The organism is Photobacterium lipolyticum, from assembly GCF_003026475.1.
Classification (GTDB): Bacteria; Pseudomonadota; Gammaproteobacteria; order Enterobacterales; family Vibrionaceae; genus Photobacterium; species Photobacterium lipolyticum.
Genome location: NZ_PYMC01000006.1, coordinates 86931 through 104999, shown reverse-complemented (window position 1 = coordinate 104999; position 18069 = coordinate 86931). Strand labels below are relative to the sequence as shown.

The 18069-nt window shown below is 43.9% G+C and carries 17 protein-coding genes; 14 read left to right on the top strand and 3 right to left on the bottom strand.

The window, feature by feature from the left end:
- Positions 1-216 precede the first annotated feature (216 nt).
- Complete coding sequence (locus C9I89_RS10245) at positions 217-1929, bottom strand: phospho-sugar mutase (RefSeq protein ID WP_107283258.1); 1713 nt, start codon at positions 1927-1929, stop codon at positions 217-219.
- An 890-nt stretch (positions 1930-2819) separates the two neighbouring features.
- Here C9I89_RS10245 and C9I89_RS10235 point away from each other — a divergent pair.
- From C9I89_RS10235 to C9I89_RS10170, 14 genes are all read left to right on the top strand, one after another.
- Positions 2820-3014, top strand: a complete 195-nt coding sequence (locus C9I89_RS10235) for a Flp family type IVb pilin (protein ID WP_107283256.1) — start codon at positions 2820-2822, stop codon at positions 3012-3014.
- A 17-nt stretch (positions 3015-3031) separates the two neighbouring features.
- Positions 3032-3538, top strand: coding sequence for a prepilin peptidase (locus C9I89_RS10230; RefSeq protein WP_245905467.1), 507 nt, complete (start codon positions 3032-3034; stop codon positions 3536-3538).
- A gap of 61 nt (positions 3539-3599) precedes the next feature.
- A complete protein-coding gene (locus C9I89_RS10225) occupies positions 3600-4976 on the top strand; it encodes an AAA family ATPase (protein ID WP_107283255.1) in 1377 nt (458 codons plus the stop codon).
- A 34-nt stretch (positions 4977-5010) separates the two neighbouring features.
- On the top strand, positions 5011-5793 hold the full coding sequence (cpaB, locus tag C9I89_RS10220) for a Flp pilus assembly protein CpaB (protein WP_107283254.1): 783 nt from the start codon (positions 5011-5013) through the stop codon (positions 5791-5793).
- A gap of 18 nt (positions 5794-5811) precedes the next feature.
- Positions 5812-7272 (top strand): type II and III secretion system protein family protein, encoded by a 1461-nt coding sequence (locus C9I89_RS10215; protein WP_107283253.1) that lies wholly within the window; start codon positions 5812-5814, stop codon positions 7270-7272.
- Positions 7273-7285: 13 nt separating this feature from the next.
- Positions 7286-7531 (top strand): hypothetical protein, encoded by a 246-nt coding sequence (locus tag C9I89_RS10210; RefSeq protein WP_107283252.1) that lies wholly within the window; start codon positions 7286-7288, stop codon positions 7529-7531.
- 54 nt (positions 7532-7585) lie between these two features.
- Positions 7586-8956: a pilus assembly protein TadG-related protein gene (locus C9I89_RS10205; protein WP_107283251.1), complete on the top strand. Its 1371-nt coding sequence runs from the start codon at positions 7586-7588 to the stop codon at positions 8954-8956.
- Entirely contained in the window at positions 8953-9402 is a 450-nt protein-coding gene (locus C9I89_RS10200) for a TadE/TadG family type IV pilus assembly protein (protein ID WP_245905466.1), read from the top strand. The genes C9I89_RS10205 and C9I89_RS10200 overlap by 4 nt, the downstream gene beginning before the upstream one ends.
- The gene (locus tag C9I89_RS10195) at positions 9399-9896 is read left to right on the top strand and encodes a TadE/TadG family type IV pilus assembly protein (RefSeq protein WP_107283250.1); all 498 of its coding nucleotides are present in this window, start codon (positions 9399-9401) and stop codon (positions 9894-9896) included. Before C9I89_RS10200 ends, C9I89_RS10195 begins: the two co-directional genes overlap by 4 nt.
- An 8-nt stretch (positions 9897-9904) precedes the next feature.
- Positions 9905-11137, top strand: coding sequence for a CpaE/TadZ family protein (locus C9I89_RS10190; protein WP_107283249.1), 1233 nt, complete (start codon positions 9905-9907; stop codon positions 11135-11137).
- A gap of 25 nt (positions 11138-11162) precedes the next feature.
- Positions 11163-12533, top strand: a complete 1371-nt coding sequence (locus tag C9I89_RS10185) for a TadA family conjugal transfer-associated ATPase (RefSeq protein ID WP_107283248.1) — start codon at positions 11163-11165, stop codon at positions 12531-12533.
- Positions 12533-13507 carry a type II secretion system F family protein gene (locus C9I89_RS10180; RefSeq protein WP_107283247.1) on the top strand — a complete coding sequence of 325 codons (975 nt, stop codon included), beginning with the start codon at positions 12533-12535 and terminating at the stop codon, positions 13505-13507. Before C9I89_RS10185 ends, C9I89_RS10180 begins: the two co-directional genes overlap by 1 nt.
- Position 13508: 1 nt before the next feature.
- Complete coding sequence (locus C9I89_RS10175; RefSeq protein ID WP_107283246.1) at positions 13509-14474, top strand: type II secretion system F family protein; 966 nt, start codon at positions 13509-13511, stop codon at positions 14472-14474.
- Positions 14475-14520: 46 nt separating this feature from the next.
- Positions 14521-15621 carry a tetratricopeptide repeat protein gene (locus tag C9I89_RS10170; RefSeq protein WP_107283245.1) on the top strand — a complete coding sequence of 367 codons (1101 nt, stop codon included), beginning with the start codon at positions 14521-14523 and terminating at the stop codon, positions 15619-15621.
- 361 nt (positions 15622-15982) lie between these two features.
- Here the strand turns inward: C9I89_RS10170 and C9I89_RS10165 are convergent, their stop codons facing one another.
- Together C9I89_RS10165 and C9I89_RS10160 are read right to left on the bottom strand one after the other, a co-directional pair.
- Positions 15983-17371, bottom strand: a complete 1389-nt coding sequence (locus C9I89_RS10165) for an ATP-binding protein (RefSeq protein ID WP_245905472.1) — start codon at positions 17369-17371, stop codon at positions 15983-15985.
- A 37-nt stretch (positions 17372-17408) separates the two neighbouring features.
- Positions 17409-18065 carry a response regulator gene (locus C9I89_RS10160; protein ID WP_107283243.1) on the bottom strand — a complete coding sequence of 219 codons (657 nt, stop codon included), beginning with the start codon at positions 18063-18065 and terminating at the stop codon, positions 17409-17411.
- Positions 18066-18069 lie beyond the last annotated feature (4 nt).

The window sequence follows — 18069 nt, the reverse complement described above, 5'->3', positions numbered from 1 at the left end:
ATACAGCTCTAGATGAAATAACAATGAGCTAATACTCTTCAAAATAAATTATGAATAGTTGAAGCTCCAAAACATGTCATCCCGGAATTGAGGAACGAGATATCCGGGATCCAGCTCTAACCGTGTGCGCCTTAGATTCCGTATAAGTTCGTGCCTCACTTTACGGAATGACGAAGGTGGTGACTAAACTCGTCAAACTTCTGCGATGAAGAATAGTTAGCCCCCGGTAATTGAAGCCTGGTGCTGTGCGATCAGATCATCCATTGAACTATTCGCTCTCTGTTCCGCAAAATCTAATGTATCTTCACGTCTCATCGGTTCAATCACTTCATAGTAACATTTTAGTTTTGGTTCAGTGCCCGAAGGGCGAACAACTACACGCGAACCGTCCTCTAAACGGTAGATCAGCACATCACTGGCAGGTAAATCAATTGCCTCTGTTTTGCCGTCAGCATAGATTTTCTGTGATATTTTTAAGTCATCAGTAACCACGACGCGCCGACCAGCAATATCAACCGGCGGATTATTTCGTAATGCATCACCGATTGCTGGCGCACTGGGATCCAACGCAATACTCTTCTGCGCATTCAGGTATAAACCGTGTTCTCGGTAAATAGCTTCCAGCTGATCCCACACCGTTTTACCATTTGCGGCGAGCTCTGCCGTTAGCTGGGCAAACGCGACCAATGCCGATAAACCATCTTTATCCCACACTTCGCTGCCAACGGTATAGCCGAGTGCTTCTTCGTAGGCAAACAGGAATCGACTCTCTTGTGTCTGGCGCTGCATTGCAATATTTGTCAGCCACTTAAACCCCGTTAGCGTCTGAAAATAATTGGCTCCGGCAGATTTGGCTATTTGTTCTAATAAACTGGAAGAAACAATCGTTGAACCGACCAGGTTCTGACCGGCTTCGGCATGATTCAGCAAATAATGACCAAACAAAACACCGACCTGATCGCCAGTCAGCATCTGATACTCGCCATCATCTTTACGCACAGCCACAGCAAAGCGATCGGCATCAGGATCGTTTGCACAAGCGAGTGTCGCATTATGCTGTTTGGCTTCTGCAATCACCATGTCCATCGCCCCCGCTTCTTCCGGATTCGGGAAGTTGACGGTTGGAAAAGTACCATCCGGCTCACGCTGGGCGGCAACACTATATACCTGGTTAAAACCGGCATCTTTCAGCAGACTTTCTGCCATCTCCGCTCCAACCCCATGCATCGCGGTGTACGCCAGGCTGATCCCATCAGGCTTGGTATGATTTGAAAGCAGTGCATTGGTATTCATCGTTTGACGGTAGGCCTGATAAAAATCATCTTCAAGCCACACTAACAGACCTTGCTGCTGCGCCTGCTCCAAATCCATCAGGTGAAGGTTTTGCTTCGCCGCCTTATCAATTTGTGCCGCAATACCTGAATCATGTGGCGGAATAATTTGTGCGCCATTGCCCCAGTACACCTTAAAACCATTGTACGCTGGCGGATTGTGGCTCGCGGTCACCACCACGCCTGCCGCCGTACCAATGTGAGTTACACCATAAGCCACTAACGGTGTCGGGGATACCTTAACGGTAAGGTACACTTTAATCCCCTGCCCTGTCAGGGCAGCTGCCGTATCATGGGCAAACTGTTTCGAGTCCGGACGTCCGTCATACCCAATCACAACACCACGAAATGCGGCATCTTTTTCTTTAGCGAGCAAATACTGGCCGAGGCCAGTTGCCGTCTCTTGAATCACCAGCCGGTTCATCCGGTTAGGGCCAGCCCCCACCAAGCCACGCAACCCTGCCGTACCAAATTCCAAACGGCTAGCAAATCGTGCAGATAATTCATCTGTCTTATTAGAATCAAGGAGTTGCTGTAGTTCTTCACGTGTTTTCGGGTCAGGGTCTCGTGCTAACCAACGAGTAATTTCTGTATTCATTGTTGATATTCCTGCTACGTTGTTTTATCTCAATTCGCTGCAATAGCATTCAAACGCTCTAGTGCGCTTGAACTGTTCTACCTGATGAAGCCCGATGGTGAAACTTACACCAGATAACTGATTGGTATCATTGAAAACCAAAGCAATAAATCAAGTATAGAAGCAATAACAAAACACTCTGCAAAAAGAGGATATAACGCCACTTCACAGCAACTTACTTATCATACTGACATTAATCAACCACAGAAGCTCTATGCTTATACGTTAAATAAAAGCAAACACATACAAAGAAAACTCAATAATCAACTCACACAAATAGCAAAAAAATTCTATTCTTTCCGCCCTATACTAATCTTGAAGTAACCCAACAGATCAAGTGAAATCAAAGACGCAATGGGAGTAACGAACCATGCATCGTTTAAAGCAATATGTCGTAAATTTTTGTACTGATGAAGAAGGCTTAACCACAGTGGAATATACCATTGCTGGTGCATTAGTGACCCTAGGTATCATATTAGCCTTTACTTCGTTAGGTAAGGCTATAACTGACAGCATTGTCCGCTTGATATCTTGATTCAACTTGAACTTAAGTTACAGATCAATGGTATCAAATCTAACGCTTGTTAGCGTCAGATGCTGGTTACACACCGCCATTACATCTAACACCCCACCAAAGTGTCATTATTTTGACGTCAGAGCGAAAAATAAAAAACCTTAAAAAACAGTAATTAAAATAAAAAACAAAGAGAGAAGGCAAAATACTTTTAGTACTTTTTCCATATTCAACTAATTTTAAAGTAGCAACACAGTAGCAACACATCACTTTAATTGTTTTTAAAGTGATTACACACAACGGACGACCTTAATATACAGATCGGGAGTAACAAAGCATGTATAACTTAAAGCAATACTTAATCGATTTTTGCCGTGATGAAGAAGGCTTAACTACCGTGGAATATGCCATTGCTGGTGCATTAATCGCTTTGGGCGTCGTCACCGCATTTACTAATTTGGGTGATGCCGTTGGAACAGCCATTGGCGATTTGGAAACCGCGGTAGAAACACGCCCGGCGACTGGTGGTTAATATACAAAGGATTGATTATGAGTCTGATGATAATAAGTATCATGATTTATGCAGCGCTCTATGATCTCAGAGACTGCAAAATCCCCAATAAAGCAGTCATTGCAATAATCACGGTTGGATTAGTGCAATCAGCAATGACAACAATTGGGTTAGACTCGATTCAATCCATCACATTACCAGATGCCCTGCTGGGGTTAGGTGTAGGGCTTCTGATTTCGATTCTACTTCATATTGTAGGTTTATTTGGGGCGGGGGATGCAAAACTACTGGCGGCATTAGGTGCCGTCGTCGGTTTCCCGAATATTATTTTGCTTATTGCCATGGCCGTCTTAACCGCGGGCTCCCTCGCTGTTTTGCGACTGGCCTGTTACGGTGAACTTTTTAATATGCTCAAACGGTGGCGAGATACTGTTATTTATCGCATCTATCAGCCCCCCCTGACAAACTCAATGGCTAGCAGTGCCGTTCCGATGGGAGGAGCAATACTGCTAGCTACGATTTACTGTGAGTTTTATTTGTTTTAACTGAATATTTTACTATCTGTTATTACAGCGTTTTTTTAATACGGACTTAAAAGGGGTTAGCATGATCAATTCAGCATCGTCAGTAGTGCTCAATTCAGAAAAGTGCGCCCCTGATGCGCTAAGTGAGAATGCGCTAAGTGAGTTAGTACCAAAACCGCGTACGCTTGAACAAACCGGCATTCCAGCTCGAATTCTGGAAACCCTGCTGCTGAAACATTTATCTCAGGCTACGGATTTAGATGTAACATCATTATCTCAATCACTTGCCTTGTCTGGTAACCTTGTTGATCTACTTCTGCAGAAACTGAAGGCAGAAGCACTGGTTGAAGTCCGATCCGATGGTAGATTCGAGCGCGGAATGCGCTATGGCTTAACTCAAAAAGGAAGGCAATTTGCGCAACATGAACTTCAGCGCGATGGCTATCTTGGTCCGGTACCTATTCCGCTTGAACTATACAAGCAATTAGTAATACACCAATCTTCAAAACATGAAGCAATCACCCCCGATTCGCTGAAAGCAGGGCTGAATGATCTGATTTTACCCGACAAGCTTGTTGCACAACTTGGACCGGCGTTAAATTCAGGCAGAGCGATTTTTATTTACGGTCTTCCGGGTACCGGTAAGACTTATGTCTCTCGCCGCCTGGTCAGACTATTTCAATCTAATGTATTAATACCTTATGCTGTATGTATTGGCCACCAGGTACTGCAAGTCTTTGATCCTATTATTCATGAAAAAATAGAGCCCGCTGTTACCCAAAGCTTAAATAATCAAAATATAAACACCAAAAGCTTGCGTCTCGATGACGGCCATGACGACAGATTGGTGCTTTGCAAAAGACCCGAGGTGGTTGTGGGTGGTGAACTAACAGCAGAAATGCTGGAGGTTTCTATGGATCCCACTTACAAAATTAATCGAGCACCTCTGCAAATGAAAGCCAATAACGGTATTTTGTTAATCGATGACTTAGGCCGCCAGAAAATATCTGTCGATGCTATCCTGAACCGTTGGATTGTGCCTCTGGAAGAACGAATCGATTACCTTTCTATGGCATCAGGTGAACATTTCGATATTCCTTTTGAGCAGGTTCTTGTTTTTTCATCAAACATTCATCCTAGTCGACTCGCTGACGATGCTTTCTTACGACGTATTGGTTATAAAATCGAATTTGAGCCTATTTCACAGGACGATTACCATTACCTCTGGCAGCAAGAGTGTAATAAACACGGCATTTCTCTTGCACAAGATAGCCTTACCCTCGTGGTAAATAGGTTACATCTCGAAAATGGTGTGCCCTTCTTACCATGCTACCCACGAGACCTGGTGTTGATGTGCAGTAATCAAATCGATTTCTTTCAACTTGCACCACAAATAAACCAAAAGCTGATTGAAAGTGTCTGGAACAGTTATTTCGTCGATCAAATCGACCCAGAATAACCATGAATGACCACATGTAAAACAGGAGAAACTCATGGCTAAAGGAAAAGTACTATTAATGTTATTTGTTTCCATTTTAATGGGAACCGGTGCATTACTGCTGGCCAATAACTGGCTGCAACAAAAACAAGCCAATATCTCGGCAGAAAATCAAGCGGAATATACGCAGCCTGTCCAACCGACGGTTAAGGAAGAGCCAAAAGTTGCCCGAGTAATCGCTCAGATCGGCATACCTTTGGGCACTAAAATTGAAGCGAAACATTTGCAAGTTGAGTACTACCCTGCAGACCTTATGTCAGCTAGCGGCTTTGAACAAACCGAACAAGTAATTGGTAAACTTGCCCGAAATGAAATGTTTCAAGGGGATATCATCCGTAAGGAACGTTTAGTTGCACCCGGCGAAGGTACAACATTAGCAGCATTGATCGCCCCTAAGATGCGCGCAGTTACCATTCGGGTTAACGACGTAATTGGGGTCGCCGGTTTCCTTTTGCCCGGAGATTTCGTTGATGTTATTTATGCGCAAGAAAAAGTAAACAGAGCATCGACCGTTCTCAAAAAAATCAAGATACTGGCTGTTGATCAAACTGCTCGAACCGATGAATCCAAACCGATCATCGTCCGTGCAGTTACACTGGAGCTCACGCCAAAACAAGTTGAAACCCTGATTACCGCAAAGTCAAAAGGGGAACTACAGCTTGCTTTACGAAACCCTAACGATCCAGAAGAAAAGCCTCAGCGAGTTTATCGCCGAACAACAGATGCCGTCACGGTTATAAAGGGAACTCAAACAAGTCGTGTCAATGTACGCATCTAACTACAGGGAGTTGATAACATGGATAGACCACTTACGAGCAAGTTTGATTTCGGCCGACTGATATCAATTCTTATCCTATTGTTAGGGCTTGGCATCAGTTCCAATACGTTTGCTGCTAGAACGGAAAGTATCACCGTGCCGCAAAATAAATCTCGCCTCATCGAAATTCCAGGACAGGCCAAGAAAATATCCGTCGGAAACCCAGAAGTTGCAGATATTTTAATTCTGCGTTCCAACAAAATTTATGTTCTAGGCAAAACACTGGGTACAACAAACGTTATTATCTGGGATTCGAAAGGGCGCCTTATTAGCGTGTTAGACGTCGAAGTCACCCATGACCTGAATGCTTTAAAAACGAAACTTTATGAGTTTATGCCGAGTGAGAAAGTCTCTGTATTTACCAGTCAAAACAAATTGGTTCTCAGTGGTGAGGTAACAAGTGCCGCCAAAGTTGATACTGCTGTCGAGATTGCCAGTACTTTTTCAGGCGATAACGCAGGCATTATTAACCTGATGACCGTCGGCGGCTCACATCAAATAATGTTGGAAGTGACTGTCGCAGAAGTTCAGCGCTCCTTGGTACGCGAATTTGATTCAAATTTCGTCTTCGCTCGCAATAATAGTAACTGGACCTGGGGTGGAGTAAATGGCGGCGCAACTCTGCCTGTCGGTGGTGATACGAGTGTCGATGCAATTACGGGATTGCTGAATATTGAAGACAGCGGTCTGTTTGCCAGCTTTATGACGGGGAATACCTTATTTGCCACCGCACTTAATATTGCCAAGACCAATGGCCTGGCGAAGGTGCTGGCGGAGCCGACATTAACCGCACTCAGCGGTGAGCAAGCCGAGTTCTTATCAGGTGGTGAGTTCCCGGTACCGGTACCGGATGATGATGGTATCACCATTGAATATAAAGAGTTTGGTGTCGGTTTGAAATTCCTTCCGACAGTGATGTCTGCAGACAGCATTAACCTGGCGCTTAATATCGAAGTGAGCGAAATCTCAACGCAAAATGCACTTACTCTTACTCCCAGTGGAACAGGAACGCAATTTTTTGTTCCCGCACTAACCAAGCGAAGTGCCAAGACAACCGTTGAATTAGGCAATGGTCAGACAATCGGCATTGCGGGTTTACTGAGTGAAAATATTACCGATGTCGTCGAAAAACTACCCGGCCTTGGCGATCTGCCAGTGATTGGTCAGCTGTTCCGTAGCCAGTCGTTTCGTAAAGGGGAAACCGAACTTGTTATTCTTGTTACGCCGCGATTAGCCAAGCCTGTCAGACAGCAAGACGTCACCTTACCAACAGACAGCTTTGTTGAGCCCAATGACTGGGAATACTACCTGCTAGGTCGCATGAGTGAACTGAAGCATAAAGATGTTTCAGCGGACAATCTCTCTCAGGACTCAGCTACCTCTACATACAACATTTCACCAGATGCCGGCTCTGAAGGCCAATTTGGTCATAGCTTATAGAGGGACTTTGAAAATGAATAAAACAATCATGCTCCTGCTTGTCAGCTCTTTTACCCTCACGGCTTGTGCTGACGGAATGAAACTGGGCGATAGCCAAAATATGTTAATTCGAATGCAAACGGTCGATCCGTTGGCTGAAAACAGAGTCCCTGAAAATTCGCCCCCTTTCAGTGGCGAAAAAGCAAGTAAGGCTATTCGCTCTAATCATAAGGGAGAAGAAGCCGAGAAAGTGAAAACAAAAGATCTTCTTCCTGATTAACTATAACAATCAGCAGTAACTCAAAGTTTAGAGTTGAGAGTTTAGAGGTGCAAAATGACTAAGAAACAATGCATTACCTCATCATACCGTTCGCAAAAAGGTGTAGTGGCTGTTTTCGCCACTTTAGCAATGGCAGTGTTGATTGGTGCTGGTGCTCTGGCTCTTGATGTTGGCAACCTTATTTTATCAAAAGGTAAGCTACAAAATCTGGCCGATACAGCCGCACTCAGTGCGGCTAAATCCATTGATTTGGGTAGTGACCACGCTGCTGCTATCTCTGCCGGCAATCAGACCATTGCCGATAACCTTGCTTTAAACGGTTTTAACGCTTTGACCGTTGATAGTAGCAGTATCAGCTACGACTTTTCAGAAACATTACCCTTTAATCCTGCCACCAGCACAGCAACCTCACCCTATGTCAGGATCCGGATAGAAAACGTCGATATTCCCGATTTCTTAGTGACTATCTTCAACATTGATATGAGCGTACGTGCATCAGCTGTAGCTGGGCCCAGTACAAAAGTAGCATCAACGTGTAACATTGTTCCGATAAGTATCTGCGAAGGAGACGAGGACCCGAATACAATTTCAGGCTATAAAAGAGATACGCTGCATGTTCTTAAAGCGTCATCATCACAAGATTCCAGCATAGGCGCAGGCAATTTTATGCCTATGGCACTACAAGATGCCGCAGGAAATCCCATTTCAGGAGCCAACTCCTATAAAGAAGCACTTGCCGGTAGTTTTGATGCCTGCCTGAGTGTTGTTGAAGATGAGCCCATAACCAGCGAACCGGGTAACATGGTTGGGCCAACAGACGGCATAGACACCCGTTTTGGCCTTTATTCCGGAAGTATGAAAAAAGACCAAGACCGTTACCCTGCCGATAAAATAACCGATTATCGGGGGCCCGCTCAGGTTGAAACCGTACAAAAGACTGAGCCTGATCCGGATAATCCTGATAAGCGGATCCCAGTCTTTAATGAAGATGGCAGCCCGGTCAATATCTATCAACCAACCCTGCCGCTTGATGATGTATACAGTTATGAGACCTATAACCAGCAATACATTGAGCAGGAATTTGCAGAGAATGATTATAAAACCTGTATCGGTGATTCCGCTTGTCAAGCATCGGGATATTATCGCCGTATAATCAGCGTACCCATTCTAAAATGTGACAAGATAACAAAGACTGGTGGCAGAATGGATATCCCCCTTAAAGGGCTTGGCTGCTTCTTCCTAACCCAACCTTCAAGTGTCACCACTCACGTTGATAGCAACGGCGGTGATGGAGGCGGCTCATGGATCATCGGTCAGTTTCTCGAGAAATGCCCCGTCAACGCCAGTAAAGCAAGTAATATCCCCAGTGAAATAGGCCCTTATAAAATCCAGCTGTATAAAGACCCGGATAGCGAGGACTCATGATGAAAGCAGTCAAAAGCATAAAAGGGTTAGCAATGGTTGAATTCACCATTATTCTTCCGATTCTGTTATTTCTCTTGCTCTCAATCCTGGAGTTAGGTCGAGCATTTTATCAATATACTGAATTAGAAAAACTGAGTCGTGACAGCACTCGATACTTGATAAATACTATTGCCAGAGGTTCTGGTACCTATGAGTTAACGCAAAATGATATAAATAATGCTAAGAATTTAGCCGTCTATGGGAATATAAATGGAGGGGGCGACACGCGTCTGCCATTATTAAAAACTGAGCAAGTCTCTGTAACCCTGAACGGAAACCATGTCCAGGTTGAAATTGTCTACCCTTTTCACCCAGTTCTCGGCCAATTACCTAATTTCTTTTCAGCGGATGACATTTCCTTAAATTTTGATATGACATCAAGCTACACCATGAGGATGCTGTTATGAAGAGATCAGCAAATCAAAAGAAAAAACAACACGGGATAACTATTGTTGAATTTACAATAGTTGCATCACTGTTCTTTATCCTTATTTTTTCAATCATTGAATTTGGCCGATTGATGTTTACCTGGCATACCTTAAATGAAACCACTCGTCGCGCGGCACGGTTAGCCAGTGTCTGCCAAGTTTCAACCGCGGAGCAGGCCGATATAATCACCTCAGCCTTCATAGATAGTGTCCCTCTGCCCAATTTTACCGCCGCCAATATTGAACTCCGTTATCTTAGATCGGATGGAACTGCAATTGGAAATGGTGTTGATCTCACGAATCCGGCTACCTTTAATACAATCGATTTTGTTGAAGCAAGAATTAGAGACTATCAAATTAATCTCATCATTCCTTTAGCGACTTTTGATATTGATTTTACAGCCCCTGACTTTTCGACAATTTTGCCGAGAGAGAGTCTGGGGGTAACGAGAACAGGCTTTACTGACTGCTAAGGTGATGTATGGATAATTTACACTCAATTCAGACTACAAATGAAAACGTAAAACAGCCGTTAGCAACCTTGATTGATGGTTGGATTATCAGTAATGATGAAGCGTTTCTCCATCACCTGTCTTCGTATATGGGACATTGGCCTAATGCCAAATTCAAATGTGCCTCTGATTTTGAATCAAGGACTTTGCTAAACAATGATCGAGATAAAACACTGCCCGATTTAGTTATTATTGATGGTAAAACGGATTGGATTGCTATTGTCAATCAATTCAATAACACCAACACAACAAACGCAACAGACATTATTCTGCTTGCAGAAAATGCCGATACCTCATTATTGAGGCAAGCCTTAAAATATGGGATTAAGGATGTTTTAAGCATCCCCTTCAATGAAACTGAACTCGATCAAATCTTGTACGACTGTGCCGGTAAAAAAAGAAATACGGCTCAACTAGGTGAAGTCAGTGTATTTATTAATGCTAAAGGTGGAATGGGGGCATCAATTATTGCCACCACCGTTGCGCATATGCTTGCTCTGGAAAAAGAAACTCATTCAGTTTTAATTGATACAGATGCACAATTTGGCTGTATACCTAGTTTGTTATCAGCACAACCTAAATTCATACTCAGTGATGCGCTCAACCAAGTCGAAGAACTGGATGAATATGCGCTTGATGGATTGTTGACTAAACACGAATCCGGACTGCGTTTCATCTCAAGTCGAAATGATGATCTGCTTGATAAAATTCCGACCATAAATGCGCTCGCATTCAATCGTTTTCTGTTACAACTCAGAAATAATTTTGACCATGTGGTCGTTGACTTGTCCAGAGGGCTGGAAAATAGCACCCTTCCCGCGCTGGCGGAGGCTAATAACATCTTTATCGTCGTACAACAAAATGTACCTGCGATTAGTGAAGCAGCCCATCTGATAAAGCAATTGAAGCACCTGCTTGGAATCAATGAAAACCATTTAAAAATCATAGTTAACCGTTACTCTAAAAGTATTGATATTGACCCTGATGAAATAAAAAAAACATTGCATGTCAATGAGCTAATATTAATACCGAATGACTATCAATCAGTCAGCGCGGCAACCAACCTCGGTGAGTTATTGGCTATTAACCATGCCAAGCGCCCTATTGTCAAAGGAATGCGGATTGCGACGAACTGTATTTTGAATAAAACATCAGACGAAGCACACGGCATTAAACGATTATTCTCATTTCTAACCAGTTGAGCATGTTTTTTAAAAGGAGTTGAGCATGTTTTTTAAAAAAGATCAGGCATCTGAGCCCGTCACTGAAAATATTCAGCGTGAAGAAGTCAATCATACTGCTGCTTCACCATCAACAACTAACAGTGACAAGCGTATTAAACGAGAATTACTTGACTCCCTGTTCAATTCACTTGATCTCTCTTTGCTTGAAACCCTGGATCCCGATCAGGCTCGGAAACAAGTTTCAGAGACCGCAGCAATGTTGTTGCTGGAACAGAATGTTCCTCTTAACGCCGAAAGTCGTAAACGGATCATCGATGAAATCGGTGATGAAATTCTGGGGTTGGGCCCACTTGAGCCACTGTTGAAAGACACTTCAGTCTCAGATATTTTAGTCAATGGTTATGATCAGATTTATGTAGAACGTAAAGGTAAGCTGGAAGCAACAGAGGCCCAATTTCGTGATGACAACCACTTACTGAATGTCATTGATCGCATCGTGTCTCTGGTCGGGCGCCGCATTGACGAAAGCTCTCCCATGGTAGATGCCCGCCTGAAAGACGGTTCTCGGGTTAATGCCATCATTCCCCCGTTAGCCATTGATGGTCCATCCCTCTCTATCCGTCGCTTCGCTGTTGAACGGTTGCAAGTCGAACAATTACTCGACTATGGTACTCTCAATCAAGAAATGGCACATTTTCTTAAAGCTATTGTTAAAGGCCGTCTGAATATTTTAATTTCTGGCGGTACCGGCTCAGGAAAGACAACCACACTTAACATCTGCTCTTGTTTTATTCCTGAAACTGAACGCATCATCACCATTGAAGATTCAGCAGAGCTTCAGCTACAGCAACCCCATATTGTTCGACTTGAAACACGGCCACCGAATATCGAAGGTCGGGGGGCGATTACCCAACGAGAACTCGTAATTAACTCCCTTCGTATGCGGCCTGATCGTATTGTAGTCGGCGAAGTGCGTGGAGGTGAAGCCGTCGATATGCTCGCAGCCATGAACACTGGCCACGATGGTTCAATGACAACCATCCACGCAAATACTCCGCGTGACGCACTGGGCCGAATCGAAAACATGTTTGCCATGGCCGGTTGGAATATGCCGACTAAAAACGTCAGAACTCAGATCGCTTCTGCTATACATATCGTAATCCAACTGCGCAGAATGGAAGACGGTAAACGCCGAATCACCAGTATCGTTGAGCTTAACGGTATGGAAGGTGATGTGATTACTATGACAGAGCTTTTTACATTCAAACGCACAGGTATCGACGAAAACGGCAATGTACTAGGTAACTATCAGGCTACCGGTAATGTACCCTCGTTTATTGAAGCCTTTAAACATATGGGCATTGATTTACCATACTCTTACTTCACGCCAAATAATGGCTTAGGGGGGTTCTGATGGATAGCAATCTCGAACTCTATTTACTGGTTTTTTTTATTGCAGTTGTGGTGATTTCTCAAACAGTATTAGTTTCTTCTAATGGTACCAGAGCGAAACGCTCTCGCCTGTTAAAAAACCAACTCAATATGATTGCCGAAACAGGCAATACAAAACATCAGCAATCACTGTTGCGAAAAAATTATTTGGACAAACTCAGCAATGCTGAACGCTGGATGGAAAACAATCGGTTGGGTGAATTTTTAGCAGAAAAGCTCTCTTTAGCAGGGCTTGAGTGGAAAGCTTACAGAACGGCCATTTGGTTATTACTGACCGCTTTCATCTGTAGTATCGTCGTGCTACTTGTCACTCATAGTCTGCCAACAACCCTGTTGACGCCATTGGCCGTACTACTTATTTTTTCATTATGGCTCAGATACAAAGCTGAGCAGCGTCTTAGTCTGTTTGAAGAACAGTTCGTTGAAGCGCTTGATGTGATGAAACGTGCTTTATTAACCGGTTATCCATTCAGTGAAGTAATGAAAACCGTCAGTGAAGAGATGCCAGCGCCTGTCTCTGTTGAATTCGGCAAAACCTTTGTTGAACTAAACTATGGTGTCGATATAAAAGTGGCTTTAGCAAACCTGGCGCATCGCAACCCTTCTATCAGTGTATTAGCATTCAACAGTGCCGTTATCATTCAAAAAGAGACCGGGGGTAACTTAGCAGAAACTCTTGAGAAACTTTCCGAAGTTATCAGGGGACGATTTCGTCTGATGCGAAAAGTAAAAACGCTATCCGCTGAAGGGCGAATGTCTGCCTGGATACTGATGTTGGTTCCGTTTGTTTTATTTATTGTTCTATATTTCAGTAACCCTGACTACCTGGCCCCGCTTTTTGAATCGGAACGAGGGACAACAGTTCTGTCAATAACAGCCGTCAGTATGTTTATCGGCCTGATCTGGATACGGAAAATATTACGAATCGAGGTGTAATATGGATTACCTTATCACCCTGATTATGGGGTTAGTTGATAATGAAAAAGAGGCTGAATGGATCTTCCTTGGCTTATTTTTTATCAGTGCCGTGGCTTTTACTATCTGTATCGGAATTTTAATATCCAATGCTTATAGCCCGCTAAAAAGAAAGCTTAATACAATTTCTCATCTTAATGTTGTCGCTAACAATAATGTTCAAGGAAAAGGACAATTTGATAAAACACTTGAATCGATTGATAAATACATTACTCCGACATCAGCCAAAGAAAGAGATAGCATTAGGGCGCTGCTGATGCATGCGGGCTATGAAGATAAAAAAGCAATTACAAATTTCTATGCCATTAAGATTATCCTGGTGGTGTTCGCATTTTTTAGTGTATTGGTAGGAACTCGATTCATGCCGGAGCTCACCACACAAAAAATATTGATTTATACTTTATTCGCGATGGCTATAGCCACATTTTTACCCAATATGATCCTTCGGAAAATAGCAAAGAAACGAATCCGAAGACTTGCCAATGCATTTCCTGATGCTCTTGATTTGCTTGTGGTCACCTCAGAAGCTGGCTTGGGTTTCAATGCCGCATTAAATCGAGTCGCCAATGAAATAGACGCCATATCTCCGGAACTAGGTCAGGAACTGCAAATAGTCGGCCGAAAAGTCAGAGTTGGTGTACCTATGCCAACAGCTCTGGGACAATTTGTCGAACGTACGGGTCTTTTTGAACTACAGGGTCTTGTTAGCATCATCAGTCAGTCGGTCAAGCTAGGGGCCAGTATGGGCGATACACTACGTGAATATGCAGTGGAATTTCGTGACCGACGCATGCAAAGAGCCGAAGAGGAAGCGGCAAAGATAGGCACCAAAATGATTTTTCCACTAGTCAGTTGCATATGGCCAGGATTCTTCGCCATCGCCATCGGCCCGGCTATTGTCGCAGTACTGGAAGTGTTCGGAAAATAAAAGATCTAGGGATAGTCCTAACAGTAAGGATTAAGGGAGATAATGAATGAACCTAATACGCTCTAATATCAAGCTTCTCATATTCCTGAGTATATTGCTTTCATCCTTACTTAGTGGATGTGCAACTCAGGAAGACCAGACAAACGCATCAAATACTAACTTTGACCATGAACTTTATGATGGTAAATCAACGCTGGGCTTAAGCGGTGATTTCCCACCAGCAACATCAGAAGAGGCCATTATTCGAGGTGATAAAGCCTATTTGGAGAAGAATGCAGACCTTGCGCTCTACGAATATATTCGAGCTCTGAGTTTCCCAACTCAGGATAAAGCTGATCAGGCCTATTATAAAATTGGCTACATACACCAACAGCGGGGAAATTTTGAACTGGCGAAAATTGCCTACAGCCGAGCCGCACTTATCGATGAGAATAATATCCAATATGCAGCATCCGCGGGAATCATGGAATTAAAACTCGGGGAACGAGATAACGCAAAGCAACACCTTTTACGTACCATTCGAATGGATCAACAACGGCAAGGGAAGGCGGATTGGGATCCTAATCTGGATACCTTTGCTAGCCAGCTGAGTATTGACAAATCTTCGCCATTTAGCGCCTACATTGCACTAGGTATTATTACCGATTTAGAAGCCCGTCACGATCAAGCCCAGCTGATATATCGTAGCTGCCTGCGAGTGGACGGCAAATCACGTTCAGCCCTGACCAACCTCGGCTATTCATATTATCTTAGCGGAGATACCAGACAGGCAGAAATCATCAATAAACGAGCAACTGTCCTCTACCCTGATGACAAGCGTGCGTGGTCAAATTTAGGTTTGATTTACATTCGTAGCAAGCGCTATGAAGATGCTCTTGACTCACTGCAGCACGTAATGTCACCGGCTGAAGCACTCAATGACATTGGCTATTTCTCGATGCTTGAAGGCGATTATGAGGCCTCTGTCAACTATTTAGAGCAGGCGATCAATGCCAGCCCGACGTACTATGCCAAGGCTTATCAAAACCTGAAGCGTGCAAAGAAACTTCAGATCACCGCTCCTCCGGTTAAACTGACAAATAAGTGGGGTAATCAACAAACTCAGGCAACCGTTTTCTCCATTAGCGAAAGAATTGATGCGGAATAAGTTCAGCCTATTGTAACAAGCCTTTATAACGCCTGACTTCTGTGGCACGACTCGTGTCACGGAAGTTAGGTTCCAGCCTTCACGCCATGCTATTCGTATAAGACATCGACTGACCTTACAGCGTCATCCTTGCTCTTTGTCATCCATTGAAGCGCTTAATGCTGATCTTTTCATTATTGATTGAATTTACAATAGCGATTATCGGGGATCCACAGCCCACAGAACCTTCCGTGCATGATGGATCCCGGATAACCGCCTGTTAAGTCTTGAGAAGTCTGTGACTCTACTGTTTGGCGGTTTCCGGGATGACGATCTTTAGGCTTTCATCTATAAAAATTTATCTGTTCAATCATTACTTATTTCAACAACCTTTCGGCAAACACACTTCAAAGGTGTTGCCTTGCGGATAATCCGGCTGAAGCAGCTGTAACTGCCCATCATGGAAATTAACAATATCGAGTACGACTGACATACCTAACCCTGCACCATCGCCTTGTTCTGAGTGGGCGCGGAAAAACTTCTCGAAAATCTTATGATGAATAGACGGTGGAATTGATACGCCGCTGTCTGTAACTTGTACTTTTACCCAGGATCGTTCTGGCAGACTGTCAGTCTCCGTGACATTGACTGAAATGACACTTCCTGCGCCTGAATAACGCACGGCATTGTCAATCAGGTTACTAAATAAGCTCAGTAACAATGTCGGGTTACCTTTTATCACCATCTTGTCTGGACCATTGAGTGATAACGCTTGCTGTTGTTTTAATGCAAACGGTGCGAGTCCTGAAATCGCATCCTGTAAGCAGGTGATCAGATCAAACGGCTCAAATTGAATATCATGACGAGATTCAATCCGCGATAACATCAACAACTGCTGAATTAATCGGTCACTACGTTCAATACCCGCAAGAACCTGCTGTAAGTCAGCGTGTAATTCGTCCTCATTTCGGCTATTAAGCGCATTTTCTGTATTCAGCCGCAACACTGCCAATGGCGTTTTCAGCTCATGAGCGGCAGTATGGGTAAAGCGTTTTTCCCGTTGCCAGGCTTTATCTAACTCACCGAATAAATCATTCAGCTGAGCAATTAATGGATTCAATTCTACGGTCGGATTAGGCACAGAGATAGAATCCAGCTTATTGATACTACGCTGAGCGACGGCTTGCTTTAGCTCTCTGATTGGACGAAGAAACTTGTTGGATAAGATCACAATAACCAGCGCCAACAGTGGGATCAAAACCAACTGGGGAACAACCGTAGAAAGGGCTATATCATCCATTAGCTCATCCCGTACCGATCGTTTTTCCGCCACCAGCAAATATGCAGACGTGCTATCATCTGATAACACTGGTACCGCAATCAGAAAGCTACGCCACGCTTCTTCTGCCATGTCAAAGTCTATAAAACCCTGATCGGTCGAATGGACAAAGAGCGATACAGGTGCCCCCGGCGAGCGTAACAGCAGGCTCCCTTTTTCATCAAACACCTGGAACATCAGATTCTGTTCATAGGCATGTCCGTATTGGGTCGGGGTATCGTCACGACCCGCCGCTTGTACCTGAATGCCACTGTACCAGTCAGCATAGATCTTGGTTTGATCCGGAAATGGTTCATTGAGCAAATGTTTCATACTCAGCGCTAAAATCTTTGCGGACTGCCCTAGTCGGGCATCATAAATTTCATCGATTTCATGCCGGGTTTCATAAAAAGTCCATATCGTCGAAATTATCACCAACAAACTGGCAACCACTGTCGTGGTGATAATTAGCCGTTTCGTTATAGAAAATTCAGCGCTCAATGATATACCCCACGCCTCGGATATTTTTGATCAGATCGTTTCCTATTTTCTTTCTAAGGTTATGGATATGAACTTCGATGGCATTATCACTGGTGGATTCATCCCAGCCATGCAGGCACTGTTGCAGCTTGTCTTTACTCAATACCCGTCCAGCCTGGGTGGCCAGTGTTGCTAAGATCTTGAATTCATTTTTAGTCGTCTTGATGGGCTGATTACGGTACTGAACTTCGTTGGCGTTTAGGGAAATAGAAAGCTCCCCTATTTCGATACACTCATCGACACTTCCAGCCATACGTCGCACTAAGGCGCGCAACCGCGCCAGTAACTCTTCCAGGGCGAAGGGCTTTACCAGATAATCATCAGCGCCGCCATCTAAGCCCTTAACACGATCATTAATACCATCTCGGGCAGTAAGGATCAGAACAGGAAGTTTATGGCCGGCGTTTCGCACCTTTTTCAGAACTTGCAAACCATCAATATCCGGCAAGGTTAAATCAAGGATAATGGCTAAAAACTCTTCAGTATTGAGTGCGACTTCAACCCCCATTCCCTGCCGGAGCCAATCAACGGTATAGCCATGGCGGCCAAGCGATGCCACCATGGATTCACCCAACATAAAATCATCTTCTACCAGCAAAATTCGCATGCTT